The following is a 26,993-nucleotide window of genomic DNA, read 5'->3' on the forward strand; positions in this document are numbered from 1 at the left end:
CTTTAATATGGAACTGTATGAAAAGCACCGAACTCAATTTAATTCCTATATTTGTCGCAATTTATGAAGAGCAGAACTTATCAAGAGCTGCTAATCGTATGGATATAAGCCAACCAGCTGTGAGCAAAGCGCTTGCAAGGTTGCGAGATATCTATGACGAGCCACTGTTTCATCGAACTACATCTGGCGTAGAGCCAACCACATTCGCTATTGATATCTATCCTGCAATGGCCGCTGCACTTAAAAACTTTACTTCTACCTTATCCGCATCAAGAGACTTCGACCCCAAAACTTCAGGCCGCGTGTATTCAATTGCCTGCGTCTCGGCGGCGAGCTACGAAATGATGCCAAGAGTGATGCAGTTAATCAGTCAAGTTGCACCTGGTATCGCATTAGAAGTTCACCCTCTATTTACGGAAGATTACGAGTCTGATTTAAGGCTTCAAAGACACGATGTTATTATCGATATGACACCTAAAGGAAGAACCATGCTCAAGCATGAGGTGATCTCTAAAGAGGAACTGGTGGTGGTGTGCCGTAAGGACCATCCCACGATTGGTGATACGATCGATATGGAGCAGTTCCTATCAGTTGAGCATGTGGTTGTATCTCGTTGGCATGCACGTAAAAGCTTATTGAGTTCTGAACACTACAGTGACCTTGAAAAGCGCAGAATAGTCTATCGTGCTGCGGGTGTTGTTGAGATGCTGCCAGTTATTGAGGGCTCTGATTACATCGGAGTGTTACCTATGTCATCGGTGCGTTGTTTTTCTGAAAAGTACGCGGTTAAAACACTACCACTGCCATTCGAATTGGAAGACCTCGATATGTGTATGATTTGGCACCCGAGTCGCACTAATGAACCGAGCCACAAGTGGTTACGAGCTAAGATCAAAGCGGCAGCAAAAGATGTCTCAAGTTAGTCCTTAAAAGACTTTGTTATGGAAAGCAATCGCGCGTGTAGCCGTTATTCCTGATCATTAACATGCCGTCGTTTATCTAAAACTCCCTAGCAGAAACTCAAAGGAGCCGCTTATCTGTTTCGACTTAATCAGTGAACATGATAAACGGCTCATTATTTGAGTTGATACTGGATTTGAAATCTAGATGACAAAATCTTAGAGATTTAGTTTACTCAGTGATCTCTTGCAACACCTCTCCAATTGATCCACTTGGTTGAGTTATACCCAGTTTGTTTGAGAGTGTAGGTGCAATATCGTATGGTGTGATTGGACGTGAAATCTTCTTAGCATCCACATCGTATCCTGCGAAAATCACTGGCACGTGCGTGTCGTATTTCCAAGGAGAACCATGAGTCGAGGCAATTTGCAGGCCTTCCATGTCGTTAATGTAGCTGCGTGGTGCAAATACCACATACACATCGCCAGAACGAGCAGGGTGGTAGTTGTTCTTGATGAGCTGCATCACGTGAGTATCAGGCACTCGGTTTGCTGCAATATCGCTGCTTGATACTGCAAACGCAACGCCTTTCACTTTTGCTATCTCATCCGCAATCGCTTCTTGAACCTTCGCGAGATCCAGTTTCTTTTCGGCGATCAAGTCGTGATTCAGATAGATGTAAGGCTGTGCATACAATCGAATTGCGTCTTTGGTTAAACCAAACTCATCTTTCAGTCGTTTCTCTACACCGCTCGATAGCAGCGCGTCTTTGTCGAAGTACTGAGCTTGACTGAAACCTAAAGCATTTGCCGCAGGTGAAGATTCAGGAACACCGTGGTCGGCAGACAGTACAATTAATGTGTTCTTTAGACCGACTTGGTTATCGACGGTTTTAAGGAGTTTGGCGATCGTCTTATCAAGTCGAATAAGATTGTCTTCTGTCTCTAAGCTTTCTGGGCCGTATAGGTGAATCACGTAGTCATTCGAAGAGAAACTCACAGACAGGTAATCAGTCACGTCGCCTTGGCCTAACTTCTCTTGCATCAATAGTGTGCTTGCAAAGTTCTCTGTGATCTCATCGCCAGCCGGACTGACGGTTAATGTCGTGCTGTAATATTTATAACTCGCAGGGCCGTATGGGTGAGGGAAGGTGCGTTGGAAATCACCGAGTTTCACTTTGTGTTCGGTATCATTTTCTTGCAACGTGTATTTATCACGCGGTAATGAGAGCTCCCACTTTTGTTTGGAATACTGAGCAGCAATCGCTTTCTCGTTCCAGCGTGATACCCAGTCTGGATACTCGTCGTAGTAATAGTTACTCGTGACGAATTCAGATTGTGCTTTGGAGAACCAGAAGGCTTTACCACTGTGTCCTGCTAATGAGATTGCACCGCGGTCTTTCACTGATACGCCGAACACTTTTGATTTGCCACTATTGGAAATCGTCAGCTCGTCACCAAAAGTGGTGGCGAGTATTGGCTCCGGAGAACGACCGTCACCTTTCGCTGTCTTCTGTGTTGGGTCAATCTCGGTGGCTTTGTCGACACCCGCGCCAGAAGTCAGCATTTTGTAGTTGCCATCTTCTACGTTATACACCAAGCGTTCTTCGCTACGGTCATACCAAACGTTACCTACCATACCATGTACGCTAGGTGGAGCGCCTGTTGCAAGCGACACATGGCCAACAATGGTTTCTGTGTTGCCGTGTTGGTAGTTCGCATTGGTGTAATAAGTACCGTCATCCATTAAGTAGCGAAAGCCACCTTCACCAAAATTATGCTTGTATCGTTCAATGAGGTCAGCGCGTAGACCATCCACCGTGATTTGAAGGACAAGGTCTGGCTTTTCTGCAGCCGATGCAGGAAGAGCGCAGAGTAACGCGAGTGTCAGTCCTGAAAGCTTGGTGTATTGCATAGGGTTTCCTTATTCACTGTTGCCGTAGCGTTCTAACGTGTGGTCAGATTTTTAACGTTGAGATAGGGTTATTCACGTATCTAGTTCGTATCTTTAACCAACCGCAGTCCCATGTCCGACATGGTGATGGATTGGCTTGCGAAATCACGACGGTAACTTTCCGATTCATTTTCGTCATAAGCAAAGCTGCCACCGCGAACAGACTTGTGCGATAAACCTACGTCACTGTTTTTTGCATTGTTTGGGTTGTCTGTTGGCCCGAATCTGTAGAAGGTGTCATCGAAAGCATCAATGACAAATTCACCAACGTTTCCTGTCATGTCATATAAGCCTAGTTCATTTGGCTTTTTTAACCCTACAGGATGCGCGCTATTTTTCGAATTTGCTGAGTACCACGCAACATCATCTAAGTTGTTGGAACCACTGTAAGTATAGCTTTTGCTTTTGTTGCCACCCTTCGCTGCAAATTCCCATTCCGCTTCAGTCGGTAGGCGGTATTCTTCACCCGTTAATTCATTCAACTGCTCAACGAAATAGTTCGCTTGTTGCCAGCTAAGGTTATTGACCGGAACTTGTGGGTTTTGGAAATAACTGAGAGATGAACCCATCACCGATTCAAACAATTCTTGAGTCACCTCAAACTTCGCAATGTAGAAACTATCTACAGTTACTTCACGGGCTGGTCGTTCTGCTTTAGTCGCTTCCGAGCTGTTTGAACCCATGGTGAATGTTCCGCCTTCAACCAACACCATCTCTTGGTTGATTTGTTGGGCGATAGGGTGTGTAGGCACGTTTGCACAGCCGCTCAGGAAAATAGTTATGGTGACGCTGCTAACTGCTGCTAAATGTTTGTAATTGAAAAATTTCATCACGTGCCTCAAATGTTCAAAATAGGCTGTGATTCTAACGTTTAAGGTCATTCCTATTGGTTATAAAGGGTATAACATGCCACTGACTTAATTCGGAATTATGATGGGAACAAGACACTAAGAAAGGTAGGTAAATCATGCACATTACTCAAGGTCCACAATATAACGGTAAAGCGTCTAAGCGTTTGCATGTTATGGCTAAACCGATTGGCGCAGCGTGTAACATTGACTGTAAATATTGTTATTACCTAAGTAAGCAAGATTTGTTGGAGTACAAGAAAGGCAGTTCTCCAAGAATGGATGATGAGACGTTAGAGACTTACATCCGACAATACATCGAAGGTCAAAATACGCCTGAAATTATCTTCTCATGGCAGGGCGGTGAACCGACCATGCTGGGGTTAGCGTATTTCGAACGTGTGGTTGAGCTACAGAAAAAGTATCAACCTGAGGGTGTATTGATTTCAAACGACCTACAAACCAACGGCACACTGCTCAATGACGATTGGGGTCGTTTCTTAGCAAAGAATAACTTCCTGATTGGTTTGAGTATTGATGGCCCTGAAATGCTGCACAATGCGTATCGTGTCAACAGAGCCGGGCGTGGCACCTTCAAACAAGTAATGGCGGCGGTTGAGTTGCTGCACAAACACCAAGTGAAATTCGCCACCCTGACCTGCGTGAACAACCTCACTAGCCAAAATGCGTTGGAAGTGTATCGTTTCCTTCGCGATGTGGTGAAGTCTCCACAAATGCAGTTTATTCCTATCGTTGAGCAGAAAACCTTTAGAACCGTTGCACCGCAAACATCTCAAGTGAGTGAGCAACTCAAGCAAGGTGACAAGCGCCTGATTCCAGGGCACAAAGATTCGATCATGGAATCATGGTGTGTTTCGGACTTAGCGTGGGGCAACTTCCTGATCGCTGTGTTTGATGAGTGGGCTAAGCATGATATCGGTAAAGTGTTTGTTCAATATTTCGAAGCGAGCTTAGAAACGTGGATTGGTCGTTCGAACCCGCTTTGCACCCTGAATGAGATCTGCGGTAAAGGTTTAGCGATGGAGCCAAACGGCGATGTGTTCTCTTGTGACCACTACGTTTACCCTGAATATAAAATTGGCAACATTCACCACGAGAAGTTGGATGACCTAGCATACAGTGCACCACAACAGAAATTTGGTTTCGCTAAATCACGTACGCTGACCAGTCAATGTCAGCAATGTGACTACAAGTTTGCTTGTCATGGTGAATGCCCTAAAAACCGCTTTATCAAAACTCGTGCGGGTGAGCCGGGCTTGAACTATCTATGCGCGGGCTGGCACAAGTTCTTCTCTCATGTTGATAAATCAATGGCGTATATCGCTCGTGCGATGAGACATCCTGTTGCTCATGGTAAGTACAGTGATCCTGTGATGATAGCGCGTCGCGCAGAACTGGCAAAACAAACGACGTTTGAGACCAAGTTTTAAGTAAAGTTCTAGGTTGAGAGTTATCGAGCTCAACGAAATTTAATCAGATATGAGTCTAGGGACAGGCTAAGTTCTCCAGCTTAAGGTAATACTATGATCAAGAAGAGTTTAGCGACAGCGGTTGCTTTATTATTTTCAACGTCCGCATTGCTATCAACGTCTGCATTGGTTTCAACGTCAGCGATGGCAGCTAATGGCGTTCAACAAACCGTTGATGCACCAGCACAAAATATCAATCAAGTGCTTGAAATGACAGACACCCAAACCCGCATTCAGCAACTGTCTTACATGGCGCAAGATCAGAATCAGTCTATTGAAAACCGTACTGGTGCGCTGCAAGAATTGGCCGCTTATCCAAGCCAAAACGCGTTGGTGGCTGTTGCTAGAGGCTTGAAAGATCAAGACCCTGAAGTTCGCGAAGCGTCCGTTATTGGCTCTGAACCTTATCAACTAGAACATCGTTGGGCATTGGTATCTCCGTTGCTTAAAGACAGCGATTCCATGGTTCGCCATACCGCAACATCAAATCTAATTCGTGACTTTAATGCGTTAGGTGAAGAACAAAAAGCGCAAATCGAACCACCAGTAAAAGAGCTGATCAGTTTCCTAGAAACGCAAGAATCTGAAAAGTATCAACTGCTGTTTGCTGATGTACTTCGCTGGCACAACGAGTGGGATAAGGCCGAAACGGTTTATCTAGAACTCATCAAAACGCATCAAAAAGAGCCACAAGTTTGGTTAAGCTACGCTGATAATTTCCGAGCGCAGAAAAAGGATCAACAAGCGGTCGATGTATTGGATCGCGGTTTGAAACATGTACCAAACAACGCAGCTCTGCATTACTCTAAATCTCTAACTTTGGTTCGCCTTGAAGATAAGATCGCAGCGGCCAATGAAATTGAAGTAGCAGCTAAGTTATCGAAAGATAACAGCTATTACTGGTACCTCAATGGGGTATTACAAGAAGAATTAGACATCGATAAATCGACCAAGTCTTTCGAAAAAGCGTATCTGATCTCGGGCTCTCCAGAGCAGTTGTACGCAGTCTGTGACATTTACGTACGCTACGGTAATGAGAAAACAGACGAATGCTTGGTAGAGCTTTCGAAAGTGGCGCCGGGTTATGTAATTGACCAGCTCAAAGAGAAGCGAGTAGTGCCAAGCTCATAATATTTGAGTGAGTCGATAAACGGAAAGTAGTTATTGAAAAGCCAGTCGAAACATTCGACTGGCTTTTTTGTATCTTTCTGGCGTTACAACGCTGACAAGCGTTTCAGTTAACTGTCCAAATACAGTGGTTATGGCTGTATTGTTTTACCTGGCGTTAATATTGGCGATGGAGCAGTTATAGGGGCAGGTAGTGTTGTCACAAAGGGCATACCGGCTAATTGTATGGCTGCGGGTAACCCGTGTACTGTAAAGAAAAAGGAATTAAGTTAATCGAAAGTTGAGCTGGCAACATACACATACAAGTTTTCCTTAAACCACCTATTTTGATAGTGCTTCCTGTCACTTAATTTTCCCGAATGACTTGTAGCGGTCAATTGAGCTAGGAGGCACTTCGTTTACATCAAACTCTACAATATTGTGCAATGTCACTGTTGGTTCATTTTGACTAAGTTGTAAACTGGTCAATATTACCTAAAAGACAAAAGCTGATCAGTGAACTGTACTTTTTCGATACTGGATAGCACGTTCAAGCCGTCACGCGAAACGACGGTATCATTAAGCTGAAATTTACCATTCCCCAGATCATGAATTTGGTATTCACTTTTAGGGCCATGGGCGATCACTGTATTTACCCCCGCGTTTCCGGTTACGCGGTTGTCATGCTCGTTGATCTCAATATTCGCATCATTGTTACCTGATAGCGTTAGTTTAGTAAGATATTGAGAGTGATGAGTATAGGACGTCGCTGGGTCATATCTCATTTTAAATGTACCAGTGAATGTATCAGCAATGTATGCATCGTAAGTCAATGTTGGAGAGAAAATCTGTTCTACTATCGCTTGTGCATCGGGGTCTTCTTTTGAGAAATCGTCGCGGGTTTTAACTTGGTATAACCCCCACATACCTTTGCCGTTGTATGCTCCCCAAAGTCCGTAGTAGCTATCAATTACAGCGGCAAAGTACTCTTGATCAACGCTGACTTCTTCTTGCCACTCTTTTAAAATATCACGGGGTGGTGTGTAAGCATGGTGTAATGCTTGTCTCTGTATCGCATTAAATTCTTTTTGAAATTCAGGTAATGCGGTTACTGCACCTTCAGGCGAGTCGTAAACGCCAATACCATAGTCATGAACTAGGTGCAGTATTTCTTCATAAGAGGCGTCCCGATGCTCTTGATAATCTTGTTGGACATACCATTCACCGCCTTCAACCTGAATCTCTTCTTCGAACAAGGGCTGCCCGGGCAAGTCATCGTTGTATCGTGGCTCATCGTAATAATTCATTAGCTTTAGTATTGCGCCATTGTTAGCCATCGCGTTTGCAATCTCGCGTTTTGAGTCAGCGCTCCCATACTTAGTGCCATCAACAGGAGTTAGATAGTGGTTGAGAACATTGACGGCTCTGACTATTTGATAATCGCTCAGGCGATCCATAATCAAAATATGGATCGATTTGCCATTCGGAGCATTGATCGCGACATATCGGTTGTAGCCTGCTTGAGAGTATTCAGCGAATTGAGAGGGAACGGCTTCAATCGTAATTCCATGTACAACTGACGGTGCTGCGTTTGCCTTATTGAATAACGATTTACTTTGATTTGAACCGCATCCAATGAGAAAGATAGCTGTCGCTAAGGTAGCTAAAGATAGAGTTTTCATGACACACCTTATTATTCATACGAAGTATCAATATACGGAACTGAAGTGCGTTGTTTAGTGACAGAAGTTGCTGTAAGACATACTCATACAATGTCTTACAAAGCATGTTTGCTCAGTAATGATCCGTACCAATAGTTTTGGACACTGAGTTAAGTGAGTACAGTCACTAACGAGGTGAATAATGACAATTAAGAAAACACGAATTAAACATGCTCCTGAATTTAAAGCAGAAGCACTCAAACTAGCCGAGAAAGCAGGCGTTGTGGCTGCGGCAAGACAACTATCTTTATATGAGTCTCAAATCTATGGACGGCTAAACGCGGTCAAAAAAGGCACAAATACCTGTGATGGAGAAAAAGAATTAGCGATTGAGAATGCCAAGCTCAAACGATTATTAGCCGAGTAAGCTGAAGAGTTAGACATCGTAAAAAAGGCCGCCACCTACTTCGCGAAAAATCTAAAATAGATTGCTATGAGTTTATGCTCGAACACCTGATGCTATATAAGGTTGTCCGTATGGCTAAGGTGTTCGGGGGGGCTCGAAGTGGGTTTTATTATTGGATTGAAAATCGCCACAAGGTCACTCAACGAGACGAACGGCGTAAGCTGCTTGATAGCAGAGTTCGAGAAGTCTTTGAAGATAAAAAAAGAACGTGATGGTGCAAGGCGAATTCAAAAAGAGCTTGAAGACAATGGTAACAAGCACGATGTGAATTATTAAGTAAATTGTACGATTCCATTTGAAGAGCACATCGCTTTGAGTCTTTTCTCTAGGCGAGCGAGGCAACGCGTTGCATCGTTACTGTGCGTTAGTTTTAGTGTTGAAGGTGGCATGCGGCGGCTTTGGTATTGTGTTACTCACCGGCTAAAAGGGCTAATAGCTTCGTTTCAATTCCGCATGGTAGGAATGGTTTTCACAATTACACATAGTTTTTCATGCAAACGGTGTTCTACATGTATTTATAAGCTTCTATATATATTTATAAGAACCTAAATGAAAATGATTGTCATTTACTTGCGTTGTTGGTAACCTATTCTGAAACTTTACAACATTCCGAATAATGCATTAAAGTGTATATAAAACCCCGCTAAACCCTATCTAAACTGTGGTTATTCGTTTGCTTTGCTCGATAATCAAGCATATCTACCTCTTTTGCTCTACCCCTTTAGGGTGGTTTGTTTTCGTAATTGATTTACATCATATTTTCATTTTCTTTCATAATTCATTATTCGCTCAGTTAAGAAATATATAACCTTCAGGAATTCTTATGAGCAAGATGAAGCTAGTCGTAATCGGTAACGGGATGGTCGGCCATCGCTATATCGAAGATTTAGTCGAGAAGACAGATGTTGCAAACATGGACATCACGGTGTTCTGTGAAGAACCACGTGTTGCGTATGACCGTGTCCACCTTTCTTCTTACTTTTCACACCACACTGCAGATGAACTTTCTTTGGTAAAAGAAGGCTTCTACGAGAAACACGGCATCAACATGCTGATCGGCGAACGTGCTATTAACGTTAACCGTGAAAAGAAAACAGTTTACTCAAGCACTGGTCGTGAAATTCAATACGACAAACTCATCCTTGCGACAGGTTCATTCCCATTCGTTCCGCCAATCAAAGGTAACGAAGGTAAAGACTGTTTTGTTTACCGTACTATCGAAGACTTAAAAGCTATCGAAGCGACGGCAAAGGATTCTAAATCTGGTGTTGTTGTAGGTGGTGGTCTACTTGGTCTTGAAGCGGCTGGTGCGCTAAAGGCATTAGGTGTGACGACTCACGTTGTAGAGTTTGCTCCAAAGCTTATGGCAGAGCAGCTTGATCTTGCTGGTGGTAATCAGCTTCGTCAAAAGATCGAACGTATGGGTGTAAATGTCCATACAAGCAAGAACACGCTTGAAATTGCTCCTGAAGGCACAGAAGCTCGTAACGTGATGCGTTTTGCAGACGGTACAGAGCTAGAAACTGATTTCATCGTATTCTCTGCTGGTATTCGCCCACAAGACAAACTTGCTCGTCAAATGGGCCTAGGTATTGCACCTCGCGGTGGTATCGAGATTAACGATCACTGTCAAACGACAGACAAAGATATCTACGCTATCGGTGAGTGTGCATCTTGGAACCAAACGTTCTACGGTCTAGTGGCTCCTGGTTATAAAATGGCGACAGTGGCGGTTGACCACGTTGTCGGTAACGAAAGCACATTTGAAGGTGCTGACATGTCTGCGAAGCTTAAGCTTCTGGGCGTGAAAGTAGGTTCTATCGGTGATGCTAATGGCCGCACTCCAGGTTGTAAGAGCTACGTTTACCAAAACGAAGAACAAGAAATTTACAAGCGACTAATCGTTTCTGAAGACAACAAGAAGCTGCTTGGCGCGGTAATGGTCGGCGATACGTCTGACTATGGTGATCTTCTTCAGCTAATGCTGAATGAAATCGACCTACCAGAGCATCCAGATGCATTGATTCTTCCTGCTCACGCGGGTGCTGAAAAGCCAACACTTGGCGCGGATTCTCTTCCTGAATCTGCCGTTATCTGTTCTTGTTTCGATGTAACTAAAGGCAAGATTGCACAAGCCGTTGCTGAAGGTCACCACACCATTGGTGATATCAAAGCGGTAACGGGTGCTGGTACTGGCTGTGGTGGCTGTATTCCACTTGTGACTTCAGTACTGAACGCTGAACTTGCTAAAGCTGGTGTGGAAGTGAAGAACGACGTTTGTGAGCACTTTGCTTACTCTCGCCAAGAGCTTTTCCACCTTATTCGCATCGAAGAAATTAAAACATTCGATGAGTTACTAGAGAAATACGGTAAAGGTTACGGCTGTGAAGTATGTAAGCCTCTAGCGGGTTCTATCCTTGCTTCTTGCTGGGGTGAACACATCCTTAAGCCAGAACTCGTGAAGCTGCACGATACCAACGATAACTTCCTCGGTAACATGCAAAAAGACGGTACTTACTCTGTTATCCCTCGTATGGCGGGTGGTGAAGTAACGCCTCAAGCACTTAGCGTTCTTGCTGATGTTGCTGCTGAATACAACTTGTACACCAAGATTACGGGTGCACAACGTATCGGTCTATTCGGTGCTCAGAAAGACGACTTACCAGCAATCTGGAAAAAGTTAATCGCTGCAGGTTACGAAACAGGTCAAGCTTACGCAAAAGCACTTCGTATGGCGAAGACATGTGTTGGTTCTACTTGGTGTCGTTACGGCGTTCAAGATTCAGTTGGTCTTGGCGTGATGATCGAGAACCGTTACAAAGGTATCCGTACTCCTCATAAGATGAAGTTTGGTGTTTCTGGCTGTACTCGTGAGTGTGCTGAGGCTCAAGGTAAAGATTTAGGTATCATCGCAACTGATGCTGGTTGGAACATGTACGTGTGTGGTAACGGTGGTATGAAGCCTCGTCACGCAGACCTACTTGCAAGTGACCTAGACCAAGAAACGCTGATTAAATACATCGACCGTTTCATGATGTTCTACATCCGCACGGCGGCTCCACTGCAACGTACTTCGGTATGGATGGACAACTTAGAAGGCGGCGTTGACTATCTACGTGAAGTAATTGTAGACAACAAGCTTGGCATCAATGACCAACTTGAAACTGACATTGCTGGTCTAGTAGGTAACTTTGCTTGTGAGTGGACAGATACAATCAACGACGAAGCTCAACTTAAGCGTTTTGCACACTTCATCAATGCTGATGACCGTGATGAAAATGTAGTGTTTGTTGATGATGGTCGTGAGCAACACCGTCCAGCGACATTCACAGAAAAACACCCAGAAGCCATTACTTCAAAGCATCAGTGCGACATCATTCACGTAGAATCTGTTTAAGGGGAGACGACATCATGGCATTTACCAAAGTTTGTAAGATCGAAGACATTATCCCAGGTACCGGTGTTTGTGCATTGGTTGCTGGTGAACAAGTAGCAGTCTTCCGCCCAACTAAGGCTGAAGAAGTATTTGCGATTAGCAACACAGACCCTTACTTCCAATCTAACGTGTTATCACGTGGTTTGATTGTTGAGCACAAAGAAGCGCTTTGGGTGGCAAGCCCGCTTAAGAAGCAACGTTTTAACCTGACGACAGGCGTGTGCATGGAAGACGAGCAGTTTAGCGTTAAAGCTTATAAAGCTCGTGTTACTAAAGGCGCAGTAGAAATCTCTGCTTAATCTCACTGATTAGTAAGATTTGATAGATCAAGGGTTCTAGTTATCGACATTGCCTTAATTCGGCAATTAGAACCTTTTCCTATCAATTTTTAACTTTTATTTTTAACTTTTTTAAGGACAACATTATGTCTCCTGATTTCAAACCAGCTGAATTTGTTCAAACTATGATCGACGTAGGTGAAGCAAAAACAAAAACAGGCACTCGTGATCTTCTGATCCGAAGCACAATGGCAGGCATCATTCTTTCTCTTGCCGTTGTTGTGGCAATTACGACTATCGTGCAAACCGGCATTGGTATTGTGGGCGCTCTTGTGTTCCCTGTAGGTTTCGTAATCTTAAGTGTTATGGGCTACGACCTAGTAACGGGCGTTTTCGGTTTAGCACCTTTAGCAAAATTCGATAACCGCCCAGGTATTACTTGGGGACGTATCTTACGCTGTTGGGGTATCGTTGGTCTGGGTAACCTAATTGGTTCTCTTATTGTTGCAGTGTTAGTGGCAATTTCACTTACAGGTAACTTCTCTTTAGAACCAAACGCAGTTGCTCAAAAGTTCATAGCTGTATCTACTGGTCGTAGTTTAGGTTTTGAAAACATGGGTATGGACGGATGGATTACGTGTTTCGTGCGCGGTATTTTCTGTAACCTAATGGTATGTCTAGGTGTGATTGGTAACATGACAGCACGTACTGTAACTGGTCGTGTAGCAATGATGTGGTTCCCAATTTTCATTTTCTTCGCACTTGTATTTGAGCACACAGTTGTAAACATGTTCCTATTCCCACTGGGTATGATTCTTGGCGCTGACTTCGGTATCGCGACATGGTTGAACTTCAACCTTATCCCAACAATCCTAGGTAACATCGTTGGTGGTCTACTAATGACATGTGTTCCTCTGTACCTAACTCACGCTAAAACAGCTCCTTCGCTAGGCGCTAAGTAATTCTGAATACGATGAAACGTAATTAGTATGAGATTGAAAGCCCCAACAACGTGTTTGGGGCTTTTTAATTTGAAAGCTGTCAGTGTATTTTCGGGCAGACAAACCCTTAGTTATCACAGATGCGTTGTTTGCTATTGAGCAAAACATCCGCAATAGATTGTTTTGTTATAATTATTTCTATCTTCGTTAGTATTTAGACTGAATATTTAACTCAACACCTGATAGTCTAAGGGTTAAGGATTTGGATAAGTTATCATGAATACAGTGACTTATCCCAAAGATTGAAGCTTGATATAAAACAAGCAAACCTTCGGAGCGCAGCATGTCAGAAGTATCGTCATCGAATGTTAGAGAAGTAACCAAAGGATTGGTTTCATTAGTAGGTGCAGGTCCGGGCGACCCAGACTTACTTACATTAAAAGCAGCACGAGTGATTCAACAAGCAGACGTGTTGGTTTATGACCGCTTGGTATCAAAAGATATCTTGGCGATGGCTAACCCAGAAGCAGAAATGTTGTATGTGGGTAAAAAGCTCGATCATCACTGCGTACCACAAGATCAGATCAACCAGCTGTTGGTGACTAAAGCACAAGAAAACAAGCACGTTGTGCGTCTAAAAGGTGGTGATTCATTTATCTTTGGTCGTGGTGGCGAAGAGTGTGAAACTTTAGCTGAAAATGGTGTGAAGTTTGAAGTAGTACCCGGTATCACGGCAGCTGCAGGCGCAACAGCTTATGCGGGTATTCCGCTTACACATCGAGATCACGCGCAAAGCGTACAGTTTATTACGGGTCATTTGAAGAAGGATGGCGAAGATATTGACTGGCGTTCTCTTGCTCAGCACAATCACACAATTGTGTTTTATATGGGCTTGAAAGAGAGCCCCAATATCCAGAAGAATTTACTCGATAACGGTATGCGAGCAGATATGCCTGTTGCGATTATCGAAAATGGCACTCGCCAAGAGCAGAAAGTGTTTAGAGGTGGGCTACGCGACCTAGCTGATCTTGCTGGCGTTGCAAAGAGCCCAGCACTGATTGTGGTTGGAAGTGTTGCTCAGCTCCATGAAAAACTGGCTTGGTTTAACAAGTAACCAAGTCACGCTCTAGCAATTTGTTTTGAGTTAAATACTGCAGCGGCTACTTTGTCGCTGCATTTCTTGTTGGCGCATGGGCATTTCATCTATGATATTGGTGATTAAGCGCCAATCTGTTTTACCATTCCATCTGTGTTTCTCTTTTCCGTCTTTACCAATCAACACGGCAGTGTGTGAACCTTTTGGTATTCCATAACTGCTCGTCACCGCTTCTAAATTAAATTCTTCAACTAACCATGCCGGAACGGTGTAACCGCTCTCTGCGATGACCATGATAACCACATCACGTTCGTCCAATTGACAGTTGTTGATCAACACTTCGTTTAGAAATTCTTTGACCACTGAATCCTCTGTTGGCGCGAAATATATGACGCTTCGGTGTGGGAGTGGATTGGAATGAGAATAAGCAGGGTAGGCAAGCACTGAGTTGATGGTTAAGCTCATGATTAATACCGTACTGATAGTTAGAACCTTTGATACAGTAGGCCAAGTGTTTGAGCACTTGGTTGCTTGTGTTGCTTTGGTGGTGTCCATGCCTAAGCTCGATTTGTGTGTTTGTTTATGTAGCATAGTCAACCAACCTCTAGTAACTCTGATCCTGATTACAAACTAATTTCGGCTTATCACACTGACGAGATACCTACAGTGATGGGCTTCAAATTTGATGCGACTGTATTAAGCATAGCTAGGTTTGTATTAAACGTGTTTAGATCTACGTTAACGATAGCCAACAGGTTCATTTTTATTAAAGAAAGCGACTCGCATTTTAGAAGTGAATAGAATAGGGTATACGGAAAATCTAAAGGTATGAATTTATGGAAAACATAGCAATTTTGGTCGACGTTCAGAACGTTTACTACACAACTCGAGATAAATACCGTTCTAACTTCGACTATAACCAGTTTTGGTATGTTGCCACGGAAGGGTGCAACGTTGTTGAAGCCAATGCTTACGCGATCTCTAGTCAAGATCCCAAACAGCGTCAATTCCACCATATCTTGCGCGGTGTTGGTTTTAATGTGAAGTTGAAACCGTTTATTCAGCGTCGCGATGGTAGCGCAAAAGGGGATTGGGATGTAGGTATTGCACTAGATGCGATAGAGCTTGCTGAGACGGTCGATAGGATTATTCTGGTATCGGGCGACGGTGATTTCGAAGTCTTAGTTGAACGAATTAAGGAACGTTTTGGAAAGCCCGTTGAAGTGTACGGCGTTCCCGGGTTAACCGCTCAAAATCTTATCGATTCTGCGTCAAAATTTGTACCGATTGAAAAAGATTTTCTTCTGTAGAGGAAATCACGCACTTTATAATTGAAATCAATAATAACGATAATTAGAATGCAAACAGTTCTTATTTATCGGTGTGTGCAATGTCTCGTGTTTTAGTTGTTGATGATGATATTCAGTTGTGTGAGTTATTGGGTGAAGTGTTGGAAAATGAGGGGTATCACGTTGATACCGTTCATTGCGGTGAATCCGCTCTAGAGTTTATTCAATCGAATCCTGTTGATTTAGTCTTACTCGATGTGATGCTCCCCAATTTAAGTGGGATTCAAGTCGCGAGACGCATTTGTCAGCGTTTTGCTACTCCAATCCTTATGCTAACTGCGCTTAATGACGATGCCTCTATGTTAGATGGCTATCAAGCGGGTGCAGATCAGTACATCGCTAAGCCTTTCAATGTACCTGAACTTCTAACTCGGATTAAGGTGATCTTGCGACGAGTTGGCTTTGAGCGTCAAAGACAGTCAATGGCTTCATCAAATCAAGGCTTGTGCGAGCAACTTACCCGTCTACCTTTAACGGGCACTGAAAAAGAGCTGCTTGATTATCTGATCAAAAATGATGGTATCGTTGTTTCAAAATCTGACTTACAAGTACATGTATTGAAAAAAGAGCTTTGCCCCTTCGATCGTAATTTAGATATGCATATCAGCAATATACGTCGAAAATTGGTGCAGGCTGGCTTATCAAAGCAACATATTAAAACTGTGCGCGGTCAAGGCTACAGCTACCTAGAGTCGGTAGGAGTATGATTAACCGGTTTCTACGGTGCCCTGATTTCGTTATCAAGCGTAAGGATGGCTTAACGTTTCAGCTGTTCAGTTACTTGACTGTGATTTTAGTCAGCATACTCATCCTTCAAGGTGTTGCAGAAAGAGCGCTCATGAAAGCCTTGTTAAAGGTCTCTGAGCCCGTTAAAGCTGAGATGTTGGATTTGGCTTATCAAGCTAATGTATTGATCGAAGAAGGGGACATGGATGAGCTTGCCGACTGGGGTAATGCTCAAGGTTACTATCTATTCGTAATTGATGAAAACAATCGTCCCATTACCCATCGACACATGCATCCGCATTTCGAATTTAAGTTGCAGTACCTTCGTACACTAGATCATCAACTCAGTGATCGAGTGAGTAAGCCTATCTTCGGCTTGCCACTTGATAACGGCAACACGCTCGTGGTCCAACTACCAGGCCAGTTTCATCCAGCAAAATCCTTTGCACCGTATTCCTACGCGCTTAAAGCTGTGATTGCTTTGATCGTGCTATCGCTGTTTTCCATTATTATGGCGAAAAGCCTGCAGCAACCACTCGATCGTTTAAGAGAGGCCAGTCGAAGGCTCGCGCAAGGGGATTTTTCTGTGAGCGTGGTGTCTGAGTTGGATTCAACTACACGTGAATTCAATGAGCTTGCCAATGATTTTGACCATATGACCTTTGAGATTAAATCTCTGGCTGAAAAGCAGCGTCGTTTGATTCGTGATGTCTCACATGAGCTGAGAACACCGTTAGCAAGGCAAAATCTCGCATTGCATTTGTTACGCAGCAAAGTCGATGAAAAAAGCATGGGTTTGCTCGAGCGAATGGAAAACGAAACGGAAGAGATGAATAAGCTGGTGGGTGAAATTCTTGAGTTCAGCCGCTTAGAAACTTCTCGCTATGATTCTAAGTTAACTCCAATGCATCTTGAACATTATTGTTCGATGCTAATTGCCCAGATGCAAAACGACTTGAAACCTAATCAAACTTTGGTTGGTGATTTGAAAACAACGACATCAATGGTTAATGTTGATGAGAGGCTGCTCTTAAGAGTGATCAGTAACCTTATTGGAAATGCGATCAAATACGCAGGAGATAATGCCCATATTGTCGTCACGACCTACGAGCAGCTTAATGATAGACGTTACAGTGTCATTTCTGTAGGGGATGATGGTGAAGGCATTCCAGATAACAAGATTGCAGATATCTTTGACCCGTTTACCCGCATCGAGTCAGCCAGAGATAAACAGTCTGGTGGTTATGGTCTTGGACTCGCGATCGTTAAGGAAGCCATGGGAGTGATGAATGGACATGTTACCGCGGAGAACAGAGAAGGTGGGGGACTTAGAGTGAAGCTCATGTTTCCTATCGTAGATTAAGCGTTAGGTTCGGTACTCGACGCTCACCCCTGCAATGAGAAAATAGGCGAGCGTTGAATCGTATCGGCTCTAAGAGAACCCAATAAAAAACGCCACTGCATCAGCAGTGGCGCTTTTCTTTATGTGCTTTGAATGAGCTAGGCGTAGCCATTAATTACGCCAGAGCTTGAAGACAAGAGCATCAGATAAGCGAGATTATGCCTGTTGGCGTGCTAGCTTAACTTCTTCTTCTTTCTCACCAGCTGCCGGGTCATTGAAGCGAGCTTCGTCAAAAGATCCTTCAGACTTAGCTACAATGATAGTTACAGCACTATCACCAGTAATGTTTACAGCAGTACGTATCATGTCAAGAAGACGGTCAACGCCCATAATTAGCGCGATACCTTCAAGCGGCAGACCTACTTGGTTCAATACCATCGCTAACATAACAAGACCTACACCAGGAACACCTGCAGTACCAACAGAAGCCAGTGTCGCTGTTAGGATAACCATTAGGTAGTCACCCATAGTTAGATCGATGTTGTACGCTTGTGCGATAAACGCAGTCGCAACACCCTGCATGATCGCAGTACCGTCCATGTTCACTGTTGCACCTAGTGGTACAGTGAAAGAAGCGACCTTGTTGTCTACGCCCATGCGGTTTTTAGCCGTTTCCATTGTAACTGGAATTGTTGCGTTCGAAGAGGCAGTTGAGAATGCAAACATGATCGCATCTTCCATCTTACGAAGGAACGTTATCGGGCTAAGGCCTGCGAATCCTTTAAGCATTGCGCTGTAAGTCACCAAACCATGTAGAAGTAGGGTACCAGCCAGTACTAAGAAGTATTCCGCTAGGTTCCAAATTGCCCCCAAACCAAGGCCTGAGAATAGTTTAGCCATCAAGAAAAACACGCCGTAAGGAGCAAGGTTCATTAGTAGCGCAACCAGCTTCATGATGACTTCATTCAAGTCAGAGAAAACGGCAGCGATACGCTCCCCAGGTTTCCCTGCAGCACTGATCGCGATACCGAATAATACTGCAAACACGATAACTTGTAGCGTTTTGCCCTCAGCCATCGCCTGAATAGGGTTGGTCGGGAACATGTCGATGATCACTTGGCCTAAAGATGGGGCGTTTGCTGATTTGAACGAGCTAGCAGCTGTGAGATCCGCACCAGCTCCAGGTTGGAACAGGTTACCGATAGTCAGTGCTAAAGTAATCGCAACAGCAGTGGTACCAATATAGAGTGCAAGCGTTTTGCCCCCCATACGGCCAAGAGTTGATAAATCTTTAAGAGAACTTGTACCACACACGAGTGAAACGAAGACGAGTGGCACAACAAGCATTTTTAAACTGGCGACAAAGATCTGTCCACCAACTTCAAAGAGTCCGTTAACGACGTAGTTATTAACAAATCCGCTTTCAGCAAAAAGGGATTGAATGGCAAATCCCGTTAATATACCTACAACCATACCGAGGATAACTCGGCCGGTCAGAGACATAGGTTTCTTGGTATTCATTTAGAACACTCCTTATTATTTATAACTTTGATACCTTTCCAAAGTGTGCAGGAGATTAGCAGTCGGTTGATCAAATCGAAAAACAAAAAATGAGTTTGAAATTACAGATGTGATCGTAATCACCGATAATTGTTCGATTGAAACAAACTAAAACAAAGTTATTCACCAATTTTTTACATATTGCGAGTGTTTTATACAAACTATTGCCATTCCAAAGGTAATAAATAAGATAACAGGAATTTATGACAGATTTTTGCTCATTACATTTGCTGAAAAAAGGGTGGATCTACACAAAATTTGGCGCCAAGAACCGATTTTCAATTCAAGTACACATCAAATAACGGGATCGAGTTGGGTGTTTTCACTGTGGGTTAACGATTTACAGCAAGTCTTTACAAAGCGTTACGAATGCAAAGAATGTAAATTTAATGCAAATAGTAATAGTTATCACTTATATTCCGTCGCGAAATGATTCAGTGGTACCGGAAACGGTCTAACGGACACATCGAATAAATAGCAAAGTGTTCGTCTAAAAGAATAAAAGTGGAGAAAAGGACATGTTTTCAAAAAAGCCATTGGCTTTAGTGATCGGCGCAGTATTAGTTTCACCAGCAGCATTGGCTGAAACAGTAAAAACTGATGAACATATGGTTGTTGAAGGCCGTGATTACGGCTACAAAGCCGACACGAATACAACGGCAATGCGCATGGAGGCCACTCAATTAGAGACTCCGGGACAAGTTACGATTATCAATGAGCAAATCATTGATGAGCAACGCGCAAGCACGCTTGGCGAAGTATTAAAAAATGATGCTTCAATTTCAGCGGGTTCTAAATCAACGAACCGTGAGCGCTTCAACCTACGTGGTTTCTCTCTAGGAAGCAGTTCTGGTTACTTGCGCGATGGTGTTCAACACTGGTCTCATTACCGTCAACCGGTAGAACTACTAGAACGCGTTGAAGTACTAAAAGGCCCTGCAGGTTTACTCTACGGTAAATCAGCACCAGGCGGCCTTGTTAATATGGTGACGAAGAAGCCTACGTACGAAACGCAAGTTAACGTGAGTCAAGACATTGGTTCTGACAACTACACTCGTACTGTCGCAGATGTAAGCGGTTCATTGAATGATGCTCAGACATTACGTGCTCGTGCTGTCGTTTCAAAAGAAAATCAAGACTCTTACCGCACTCGCTTTGACGGCACAGATGTGGAAACTGAACGTTTTGTTGGTGGCCTGTTTGTTGATTACGATATCAACGAAGATGTAATGTTATCTGCACATTACGATCGTACGCAAGAGCTAGGTGACCTAGATAACGGCTCTAAGATTGATAAGACAACGGGTAAAGCGATCAACCCAAATACGGTTAATGATCAACGTTTTGCACAAACAGACAATGATGTTGCAAACTACGGAGTGGGTCTTACAGCAAACTTAAACGATGCATGGTCGGTTAAGTCTGGTATTAACCGCCAGTTTTACGAGCGTCGTCGTACAGAGTCAAAAAACGAAGTTAAAGCAAACAAGAAAAGCAAGACGTTCGGGTATCAAGTTTCTGATCGCCATGATGAGTGGACGTTCGATACGGCCTATGTAGATTTCACAGGTGATGTTGATGCATTGGGTGTAAACCATCGTCTATTGGTTGGCGCTAATGGTTTGCATTACGATTACAAGCGCTTGTATGTAAGGGATTATGCTTGTGAAAATGCATCAGAAGCAGATGCAATAAAAGAGTGTGGTAAAGGCTTTGATATGCCAGCGGACATTCATTACAAAAATGATGATTCACAATCGCATTCACAAAGCCAACACTACGGTCTATACGTTCAAGACCTTGTGACTTTTAACGACCAATGGCAAGCGCTTGCAGGTGTTCGTTTAGCATACGATAAAACGATCAGCAACAAAGGCACGTCGAAAGTTAAAGAGCAGACGTACAACAATCTTTTACCAAAACTAGGTGTGGTGTACTCACCGGCTGAAAATGGTTCAATTTATGCAGTTTACTCTGAAAGCTTTGAACCTGTAGGTGAAATCTCAAACTCGAAAGATGTGAACTTCGGTCAATCACAAAAGCCGAAACAAGGATCATTGTACGAGCTAGGTTCTAAGTGGGAATTGTTTGACGAGCGTTTATTCGTATCAGGTGCAGTATTCCAGATCACACAAACGAACATGCAAGTTACAGAAGACCTTCCTGCATCTCACGCAAAAGAGACGCGTACAACACAGGTTGGTGAACAAGTTCACACCGGTGTGGAGCTAGCAGCGACGGGCTACGTGACGGATGCGTTCTCTGTAAGCGCGTCAACAATGTTCTTAGATGCTGAATATAAGAATGACCCAGCTCTTAATGGTAAAACACCAGCAGACGTTCCTGAATTTACTGCAAGCATCTGGTCTACTTACGCATTCAACAACGGTACTGATGTAAACCTAGGTGTGTATCACGTAGGTGAGCGTTACACTGAAAGTGCTAACACATTTAAGAAAGACGCTTACACTCGTGTAGATGCAGGTGTTGCACATACTATTAAGTACGATGAGAACTTAGATTTTGTTGCACGCTTTAATGTAGAGAACCTGTTTGATACAGACTACCTAGAAGGCGGCAGCACTCGCGGCGTTGTTGTTGGCGAAGGTCGTAACTACATGGCTACGTTACAGGTAAAATACTAATTTGTTAGTAGGGTACTATTGGTAGCTTAAATGCTAAGGGGAAAGTTTCGACTTTCCCCTTTCTTGATTCTGCTATTTAGTAAAAATACCCCTAGCAATGCGAGTGGTTTTTAATGATAATGAGACTGCTTATCAATAAAACTCATTTGTTCTTCTTCTAAAGTAAATGACTACAATTATGAATCTTTTAAAAACTAGCCTAGCACTTGCCATCAGTTTGGTTGCAACGTCATCGATGGCAAACAGCTTGGATCAAGCTCAATCAATTCAAAACAAGACCAATAACGCGTCGGCTTCGAGCCAGAAGGTTATTGATAAAAGCTCACAAGCAACATTATTGCTGCAAGCTGAGGTTGAGCGTCTGCAAGAAGAAGTTAAAAACCTAGAAATCTATCACGATCACCTTGCTGCATTAGTCGAGAGCCAAAACCAAGAAGCTCAAAGCATTGAAGAGCAGATCGAAGAAATCAAATACACACGCCAAGGTGTCGTGCCATTGATGTATCAAATGATCGATGGCCTTCAACAGTTGGTAGAGAAAGACGTGCCGATTAAGAAAGAACAGCGTCTAGAAAGAGTAGAAAAGCTACAAGCAATGATGACTCGTGCTGACGTAAGTGATGCTGAGAAATACCGCCGCATCCTAGAGGCATACCAAATCGAGATGGACTACGGAATTAAGCTGGGTGTTTACCAAGGTCGTGTCGCATTGGCGAGCGATAAAACAATCGAGGCAGATGTTCTGCATTTGGGTCGTATCTCTTTGGTTGCTCGTAATCTAAATGGCAGCCAATACTGGGCTTGGAATCAAACAGAAGCTCAATGGCAAGAACTTGATTCTTCTATGAAGTCAGAGCTAGATAAAGCGTACGATATTGCTGGCCAACAAACTGCTCCAAGCTTGATTACTTTACCTGTTTCTTTAACTGTTGCGGAGGTTAAGTAATGAACTTAAAACCATTAGCAGCATTGCTTTGCATTACATCACTTTCATTTTCTGCTTTCTCAGCTTCAGACTCAACGGCTCAACTCGTTAACAAAGCAAAATCAGAAAACCGTACTCAAGCTTCTCACAACGTAATTCGTGAAGCTGACTTCAATAAGACTGAACAAGAGCTTAAAGCGATCAAAGCAGAGCTCGAAGCGAAACGGACATCGGTTCAAAACGCGACAGACGTTCTTACTCAAACCTTCAGCGATAACGAAAACAAGCTTGCTCGTTTAGAAGAAAAACTGCGTTTAGAAACGGGTAGCCTTGGTGAGTTATTCGGTGTCGTTCGTCAAAACGCGAAAGAACTAGGCGCAGAGCTTAGCTCAACAGTAAACAGCGTTGATCGCGCAGAGCACACAGCGACTGTTGACCAAATTATCGATGCTAAATCGCTGCCATCAATGCCACAGCTGTCTGGTTTGTGGATGAGCATGGTTGAGCAGATTCAAGCGAGTTCTGAGCTTAGCAAATCTCAAATTGCATTCATTAATGGTGAAGGCAATACAAACAAGGTTGACGCTTACCGCCTAGGTTCGATTGGTCTAGTGACAGAGCAAGGCTATGTTAGCTGGAACACTCAGCGTGAAGATGCGATCGCTTACCTTAAACAACCACAAAATGGCCCAACGTTAACGTCACTTTCTTCGTTAGCGAATGGTGAAGTATCTAACGTGGTTGTCGATCCTTCTCGCGGATTCATGTTAGAGCAATTAGCACTTACGCCAAGCCTAACTGACCGTCTACAAGCGGGTGGTGTGGTTGGTAAAGTGATTCTTGGCCTACTAGCGATTGGTCTAATCATCGCGTTGGTTCGTGGTATTTCTTTGGCTATCGCTCGTCAGAAGATTCGCGTTCAACTTAAAAAACCTGAACAAGCTGGAGACAATCCTCTAGGTCGCATTCTTGCGGTTTACGACAAAGAACAAAACCAAACCGTTGAAGCATTAGAACTGCGCCTTTTAGAAGCCGTCGTTGATGAACAAACTCATCTAGAGAAAGGTTTATCGATGCTTAAGTTATTGGCGGCACTAGCACCAATGCTTGGCTTGTTGGGTACTGTAACCGGCATGATCGAAACATTCCAAGTGATCACACAGTTTGGTAATGGTGATCCTAAAGTCATGGCGGGCGGTATTTCGATGGCGCTTGTAACAACAGTACTTGGTCTGGTTGCAGCAATGCCGTTGCTATTGGCACACAACATTTTGAGTACTCAGTCAGAGAACATTCGCAATATTCTGGAAAAGCAGGGCATTGGCCTTGTTGCTGAGCAGGCAGAGAAGTCTATTGAACCAAGCGTTGTTGTTTCACCAGTTGGGACTGCCGCATAATGGATATTTTGTCGGGTTCTCTATTACCAGCGAGTTGGTTAACGAGTAACTGGCTGCTGTCTTTATCAAACTTTATGGAGCAGGGCGGTTTCGTCCTGTGGTGGCTAGCCTCTGTTGTCCTCGTTTTTTGGGTGCTTGTGGTAGAACGTGTGCTTTATCTTGCGTTCTACTTTCCAAAGCAGCGTCAAGCTTGGATTAATCAGTGGCATGAAAGAGAAGATCACTCTTCTTGGCATGCGAAAGCCATTCGTGAAGGTTGGCTGGGGCAAGCGAGTATCTTACTTAACCAAAACTTGAACTTTATTAAGCTGTTAGTCGCTATTTGTCCAATGTTGGGTTTGCTCGGTACCGTAACCGGTATGATCTCCGTTTTTGATGTCATGGCGACTCAAGGAAGCAGTGATCCTAAATTGATGGCTTCAGGTATCTCGCTGGCAACACTGCCAACCATGGCGGGTATGGTTGCTGCATTAGCGGGCATGTTTGTTCATGCTCGTTTAGCGAAAGTGTGTAACCGCTTAGAATTGAAATTAGAAAAATCTTTAAGGAGTCAACGATGAGACTCGGTCGACGTCATTCTAAAAACGAAGAGGCTCAAATAGACCTTACTTCGATGCTTGATATTGTCTTTATCATGCTTATTTTCTTTATTGTGACCAGTTCATTTGTTCGTGAATCAGGGGTTGAAGTCAATCGCCCACAAGCTTCAAACGTAGTGAGCCAAAAGGATGCGGGTATCTTTGTTGCGATTACTTCTGCGAACGACATCTTTATAGATAAACGTGTTGTGGATGTTGAACGTGTTCAAGCGACGTTAGAACACTTATTGCTAGAGCAACCTGATGCTTCTTTGGTTATTCAGGCAGATGAGCACGCTTACAACGGTACGGTTGTTAAAGTGATGGACGCTGCCAAAGGTGCGGGTGTTAAAAATATTGCGCTTGCAGCTGAAAAGCGATGATCTTGGAGGATCTTAATCAATGATTCGCCTATTTCTTGCATTACCTTTAGCGGGAGCGTTGGGTTTAGCTCTATTTTCTTTCATGGCTTGGATGGTCGATAATGGACACCAACGTTCGCCAGAAAATGGTGAGACGTTAAGTTTCAACATGGTAATGGTTGAACAAGAACAAGAAGTACAGAGAAGACAACGTGCAGTCCCGGAACAACCCGAAATGCCAGAGCCGCCACCGCAAGCGCAAACGTCTCAGTCGCAAGCTGAAGTAACGCCTCTGAATTCAATGTCTTCACTGTCTTCACTGGATTTGAATACTTCAATTGAAGGCCTAGCGATTAACGCTCCAACATTTTCTGACTTTGGGTCAAATCAACAGGTAATGCCGCTTTATCGAGTTGAACCTCGTTATCCAGCAAAAGCGCTAAAGCGTGGCGCTGAAGGGTATGTCATTTTGTCTTTTACAATTGATGAAACAGGACGTTCTGTTGATATTCAAGTTACGGATGCAAATCCGCGTCGTATGTTTGAACGCGAAGCAATAAGAGCACTTAAAAAATGGAAGTATCAACCCAAAGTCGTCGATGGAAAAGCGATAGCTCAGGTTGGTCAAACCGTGAAACTAGAGTTTAAGTTGGCAAAATGATGAAACAGATATGGATATTAGTGGGCTTGTTGATACTGCCCCTTACAGTACCGGCAAAAGAGCTTACCCAATACACCGTTATTCGCGTTCAAAAGGCGAATAAACTTGCTCAAGAGGAGCAGGTTAAACAGGCTATTGAGGTGTTGGCTAGTTTGGAGTTATCTAAAGGCTATGACCAAGCCTATGTCGCTCGCATGCTTGGTGTTTTTTACTGTCAAGATGGTAAAACTGACGCGGCGATTAAGCAGCTTACTTATGCAGTGGATAGTGGCTTGTTGGTCGACGAGCAAGCTTGGGTAACGAAACGTATGTTAGCTGATTTGCTGCTTAGCGAGCAGCATTTTAAAGCGGCATTACCACACTATTATGAGCTCGTTAAAACAGCACCGGAAACCGAAAAGAAAGACACACTTTGGATGCGAATTGCTCAAGCTGAATACCAAATTGAAAACTGGACGAAAGTACTGGCGGCAATAGGTAATCATAACAAGTTCAATTCAAAACCACAGTTGTCGCCTCTCTCGTTAAAACTGGGTGCACAATTACAGTTAAAACAATGGAAGCAATCAATTCCTACGTTAGAAAGCTTAGTTGAACTTCAACCAGAAAAAGACAACTGGTGGCGCCAACTAGTCGGGATTCAGTTAAGGTTAGAACGCAGCCGAGATGCGTTGAACACCTTAGCGCTTGCCGAGCTACAAGGTGTTGAATTGAATAATTCAGACCGCAGGCTACTTGCACAACTGTACGCGAAACGAGGCATTCCTGAGCGCGCTGCCCAAGAAATTAGTAAGTTAGACGACGCAAACAGCGATGTTCAACTTCTGGCTGAGCAAGCAACCTACTGGCAGTTAGCGAAAGAGTGGGACAATGCTATTGAAGTGTGGACGTTAGCGTCGAACATGAACACTCGATACCATTGGAATGTTGCACAATTATTGGTTCAGCAAGGTTACTACGAACGTGCTTTGGTTGTTTTAGACAAAGTGAAAGACAAAAACAAGCAAGCTGACGTTGCATTGGCCAAAGTACGTTCATGGTATAAGTTGAAGAACTTAGATAATGCTCTCGCTCAAGCTAAGCGTGCGAACAACATTGAACCGTCCTCTGAGGCTAAAGGGTGGATTAAATATCTGACTCAGTTAAGAACGGTAAGCGAAAGCGGAAACGTCTAATCACGTATAGTTACAAGCTAGAAAACAGAGTACTAAATAAGACAGTGAAAGGGTGTCATTTGAATGTTCAAAGGACACCCTTTTTTTTGGTTCATCG

General features: G+C 43.6%; 22 protein-coding genes and 2 pseudogenes. 19 read left to right on the forward strand and 5 right to left on the reverse strand.

Features of this window, described 5'->3' with window-relative positions; translation table 11 throughout:
- The first annotated feature begins 17 nt into the window (after positions 1-17).
- Positions 18-923, forward strand: a complete 906-nt coding sequence (locus tag AB4407_RS04300; RefSeq protein WP_372118984.1) for a LysR family transcriptional regulator — start codon at positions 18-20, stop codon at positions 921-923.
- A 208-nt stretch (positions 924-1,131) separates the two neighbouring features.
- On the opposite strand, the gene AB4407_RS04305 is transcribed toward AB4407_RS04300, so the two are convergent.
- Complete coding sequence (locus tag AB4407_RS04305; protein ID WP_372118987.1) at positions 1,132-2,814, reverse strand: alkaline phosphatase family protein; 1,683 nt, start codon at positions 2,812-2,814, stop codon at positions 1,132-1,134.
- An 80-nt stretch (positions 2,815-2,894) separates the two neighbouring features.
- Positions 2,895-3,683: a formylglycine-generating enzyme family protein gene (locus tag AB4407_RS04310; protein ID WP_372118990.1), complete on the reverse strand. Its 789-nt coding sequence runs from the start codon at positions 3,681-3,683 to the stop codon at positions 2,895-2,897.
- A gap of 137 nt (positions 3,684-3,820) precedes the next feature.
- Here AB4407_RS04310 and AB4407_RS04315 point away from each other — a divergent pair, with 137 nt between their 5' ends.
- The 3 genes and pseudogenes from AB4407_RS04315 to AB4407_RS04325 form a co-directional block, all read left to right on the forward strand.
- Positions 3,821-5,152 carry an anaerobic sulfatase maturase gene (locus AB4407_RS04315; protein WP_372118992.1) on the forward strand — a complete coding sequence of 444 codons (1,332 nt, stop codon included), beginning with the start codon at positions 3,821-3,823 and terminating at the stop codon, positions 5,150-5,152.
- Positions 5,153-5,245: 93 nt separating this feature from the next.
- The gene (locus tag AB4407_RS04320) at positions 5,246-6,322 is read left to right on the forward strand and encodes a hypothetical protein (RefSeq protein ID WP_372118995.1); all 1,077 of its coding nucleotides are present in this window, start codon (positions 5,246-5,248) and stop codon (positions 6,320-6,322) included.
- Between the two features lie 126 nt (positions 6,323-6,448).
- Positions 6,449-6,592 (forward strand): annotated as a pseudogene (locus AB4407_RS04325) (acyltransferase); the annotation flags it as partial.
- Between the two features lie 197 nt (positions 6,593-6,789).
- Here the strand turns inward: AB4407_RS04325 and AB4407_RS04330 are convergent.
- The gene (locus AB4407_RS04330; protein ID WP_372118997.1) at positions 6,790-7,980 is read right to left on the reverse strand and encodes a hypothetical protein; all 1,191 of its coding nucleotides are present in this window, start codon (positions 7,978-7,980) and stop codon (positions 6,790-6,792) included.
- A gap of 181 nt (positions 7,981-8,161) precedes the next feature.
- Between AB4407_RS04330 and AB4407_RS04335 the strand changes: the two are divergent.
- The 5 genes and pseudogenes from AB4407_RS04335 to cobA form a co-directional block, all read left to right on the forward strand.
- A pseudogene (locus AB4407_RS04335) lies at positions 8,162-8,692 on the forward strand (IS3 family transposase); the annotation flags it as partial.
- A gap of 556 nt (positions 8,693-9,248) precedes the next feature.
- A complete protein-coding gene (gene nirB / locus AB4407_RS04340; RefSeq protein WP_372119000.1) occupies positions 9,249-11,822 on the forward strand; it encodes a nitrite reductase large subunit NirB in 2,574 nt (857 codons plus the stop codon).
- Positions 11,823-11,836: 14 nt separating this feature from the next.
- Complete coding sequence (gene nirD / locus AB4407_RS04345; protein ID WP_372119002.1) at positions 11,837-12,160, forward strand: nitrite reductase small subunit NirD; 324 nt, start codon at positions 11,837-11,839, stop codon at positions 12,158-12,160.
- A 125-nt stretch (positions 12,161-12,285) separates the two neighbouring features.
- On the forward strand, positions 12,286-13,101 hold the full coding sequence (locus tag AB4407_RS04350) for a formate/nitrite transporter family protein (protein WP_372119004.1): 816 nt from the start codon (positions 12,286-12,288) through the stop codon (positions 13,099-13,101).
- A 322-nt stretch (positions 13,102-13,423) separates the two neighbouring features.
- Positions 13,424-14,194: a uroporphyrinogen-III C-methyltransferase gene (gene cobA / locus AB4407_RS04355; protein WP_372119006.1), complete on the forward strand. Its 771-nt coding sequence runs from the start codon at positions 13,424-13,426 to the stop codon at positions 14,192-14,194.
- 30 nt (positions 14,195-14,224) lie between these two features.
- Here cobA and AB4407_RS04360 read toward each other — a convergent pair whose 3' ends face one another.
- The gene (locus AB4407_RS04360; protein ID WP_372119009.1) at positions 14,225-14,767 is read right to left on the reverse strand and encodes a DUF4174 domain-containing protein; all 543 of its coding nucleotides are present in this window, start codon (positions 14,765-14,767) and stop codon (positions 14,225-14,227) included.
- A gap of 245 nt (positions 14,768-15,012) precedes the next feature.
- Between AB4407_RS04360 and AB4407_RS04365 the strand changes: the two genes are divergently transcribed.
- The 3 genes from AB4407_RS04365 (at position 15,013) to AB4407_RS04375 (ending at position 17,614) form a co-directional block, all read left to right on the forward strand.
- On the forward strand, positions 15,013-15,486 hold the full coding sequence (locus tag AB4407_RS04365; RefSeq protein WP_372119011.1) for an NYN domain-containing protein: 474 nt from the start codon (positions 15,013-15,015) through the stop codon (positions 15,484-15,486).
- Between the two features lie 80 nt (positions 15,487-15,566).
- On the forward strand, positions 15,567-16,232 hold the full coding sequence (locus AB4407_RS04370) for a response regulator transcription factor (protein ID WP_372119014.1): 666 nt from the start codon (positions 15,567-15,569) through the stop codon (positions 16,230-16,232).
- Positions 16,229-17,614, forward strand: coding sequence for a histidine kinase sensor domain-containing protein (locus tag AB4407_RS04375; RefSeq protein WP_372119016.1), 1,386 nt, complete (start codon positions 16,229-16,231; stop codon positions 17,612-17,614). The genes AB4407_RS04370 and AB4407_RS04375 overlap by 4 nt, the downstream gene beginning before the upstream one ends.
- A gap of 195 nt (positions 17,615-17,809) precedes the next feature.
- Here AB4407_RS04375 and AB4407_RS04380 read toward each other — a convergent pair whose 3' ends face one another.
- Positions 17,810-19,114 carry a dicarboxylate/amino acid:cation symporter gene (locus AB4407_RS04380; protein WP_372119018.1) on the reverse strand — a complete coding sequence of 435 codons (1,305 nt, stop codon included), beginning with the start codon at positions 19,112-19,114 and terminating at the stop codon, positions 17,810-17,812.
- A gap of 557 nt (positions 19,115-19,671) precedes the next feature.
- Between AB4407_RS04380 and AB4407_RS04385 the strand changes: the two genes are divergently transcribed.
- The 7 genes from AB4407_RS04385 to AB4407_RS04415 all read left to right on the forward strand — a co-directional run bounded on the left by AB4407_RS04385 (position 19,672) and on the right by AB4407_RS04415 (position 26,896).
- Complete coding sequence (locus AB4407_RS04385) at positions 19,672-21,798, forward strand: TonB-dependent siderophore receptor (protein WP_372119021.1); 2,127 nt, start codon at positions 19,672-19,674, stop codon at positions 21,796-21,798.
- A 178-nt stretch (positions 21,799-21,976) separates the two neighbouring features.
- The gene (locus AB4407_RS04390) at positions 21,977-22,744 is read left to right on the forward strand and encodes a DUF3450 domain-containing protein (protein ID WP_372119024.1); all 768 of its coding nucleotides are present in this window, start codon (positions 21,977-21,979) and stop codon (positions 22,742-22,744) included.
- Entirely contained in the window at positions 22,744-24,120 is a 1,377-nt protein-coding gene (locus tag AB4407_RS04395) for a MotA/TolQ/ExbB proton channel family protein (RefSeq protein WP_372119027.1), read from the forward strand. The genes AB4407_RS04390 and AB4407_RS04395 overlap by 1 nt, the downstream gene beginning before the upstream one ends.
- Positions 24,120-24,680 (forward strand): MotA/TolQ/ExbB proton channel family protein, encoded by a 561-nt coding sequence (locus AB4407_RS04400; protein WP_372119030.1) that lies wholly within the window; start codon positions 24,120-24,122, stop codon positions 24,678-24,680. Before AB4407_RS04395 ends, AB4407_RS04400 begins: the two co-directional genes overlap by 1 nt.
- On the forward strand, positions 24,677-25,081 hold the full coding sequence (locus AB4407_RS04405) for a biopolymer transporter ExbD (RefSeq protein ID WP_004731145.1): 405 nt from the start codon (positions 24,677-24,679) through the stop codon (positions 25,079-25,081). The genes AB4407_RS04400 and AB4407_RS04405 overlap by 4 nt, the downstream gene beginning before the upstream one ends.
- Positions 25,082-25,100: 19 nt before the next feature.
- On the forward strand, positions 25,101-25,721 hold the full coding sequence (locus AB4407_RS04410) for an energy transducer TonB (protein WP_372119033.1): 621 nt from the start codon (positions 25,101-25,103) through the stop codon (positions 25,719-25,721).
- Positions 25,718-26,896, forward strand: a complete 1,179-nt coding sequence (locus AB4407_RS04415) for a tetratricopeptide repeat protein (protein WP_372119036.1) — start codon at positions 25,718-25,720, stop codon at positions 26,894-26,896. The genes AB4407_RS04410 and AB4407_RS04415 overlap by 4 nt, the downstream gene beginning before the upstream one ends.
- Positions 26,897-26,993: the final 97 nt, after the last annotated feature.

It is taken from the genome of Vibrio sp. 10N.261.46.E11, assembly GCF_041472735.1.
Taxonomy (GTDB): Bacteria; Pseudomonadota; Gammaproteobacteria; order Enterobacterales; family Vibrionaceae; genus Vibrio.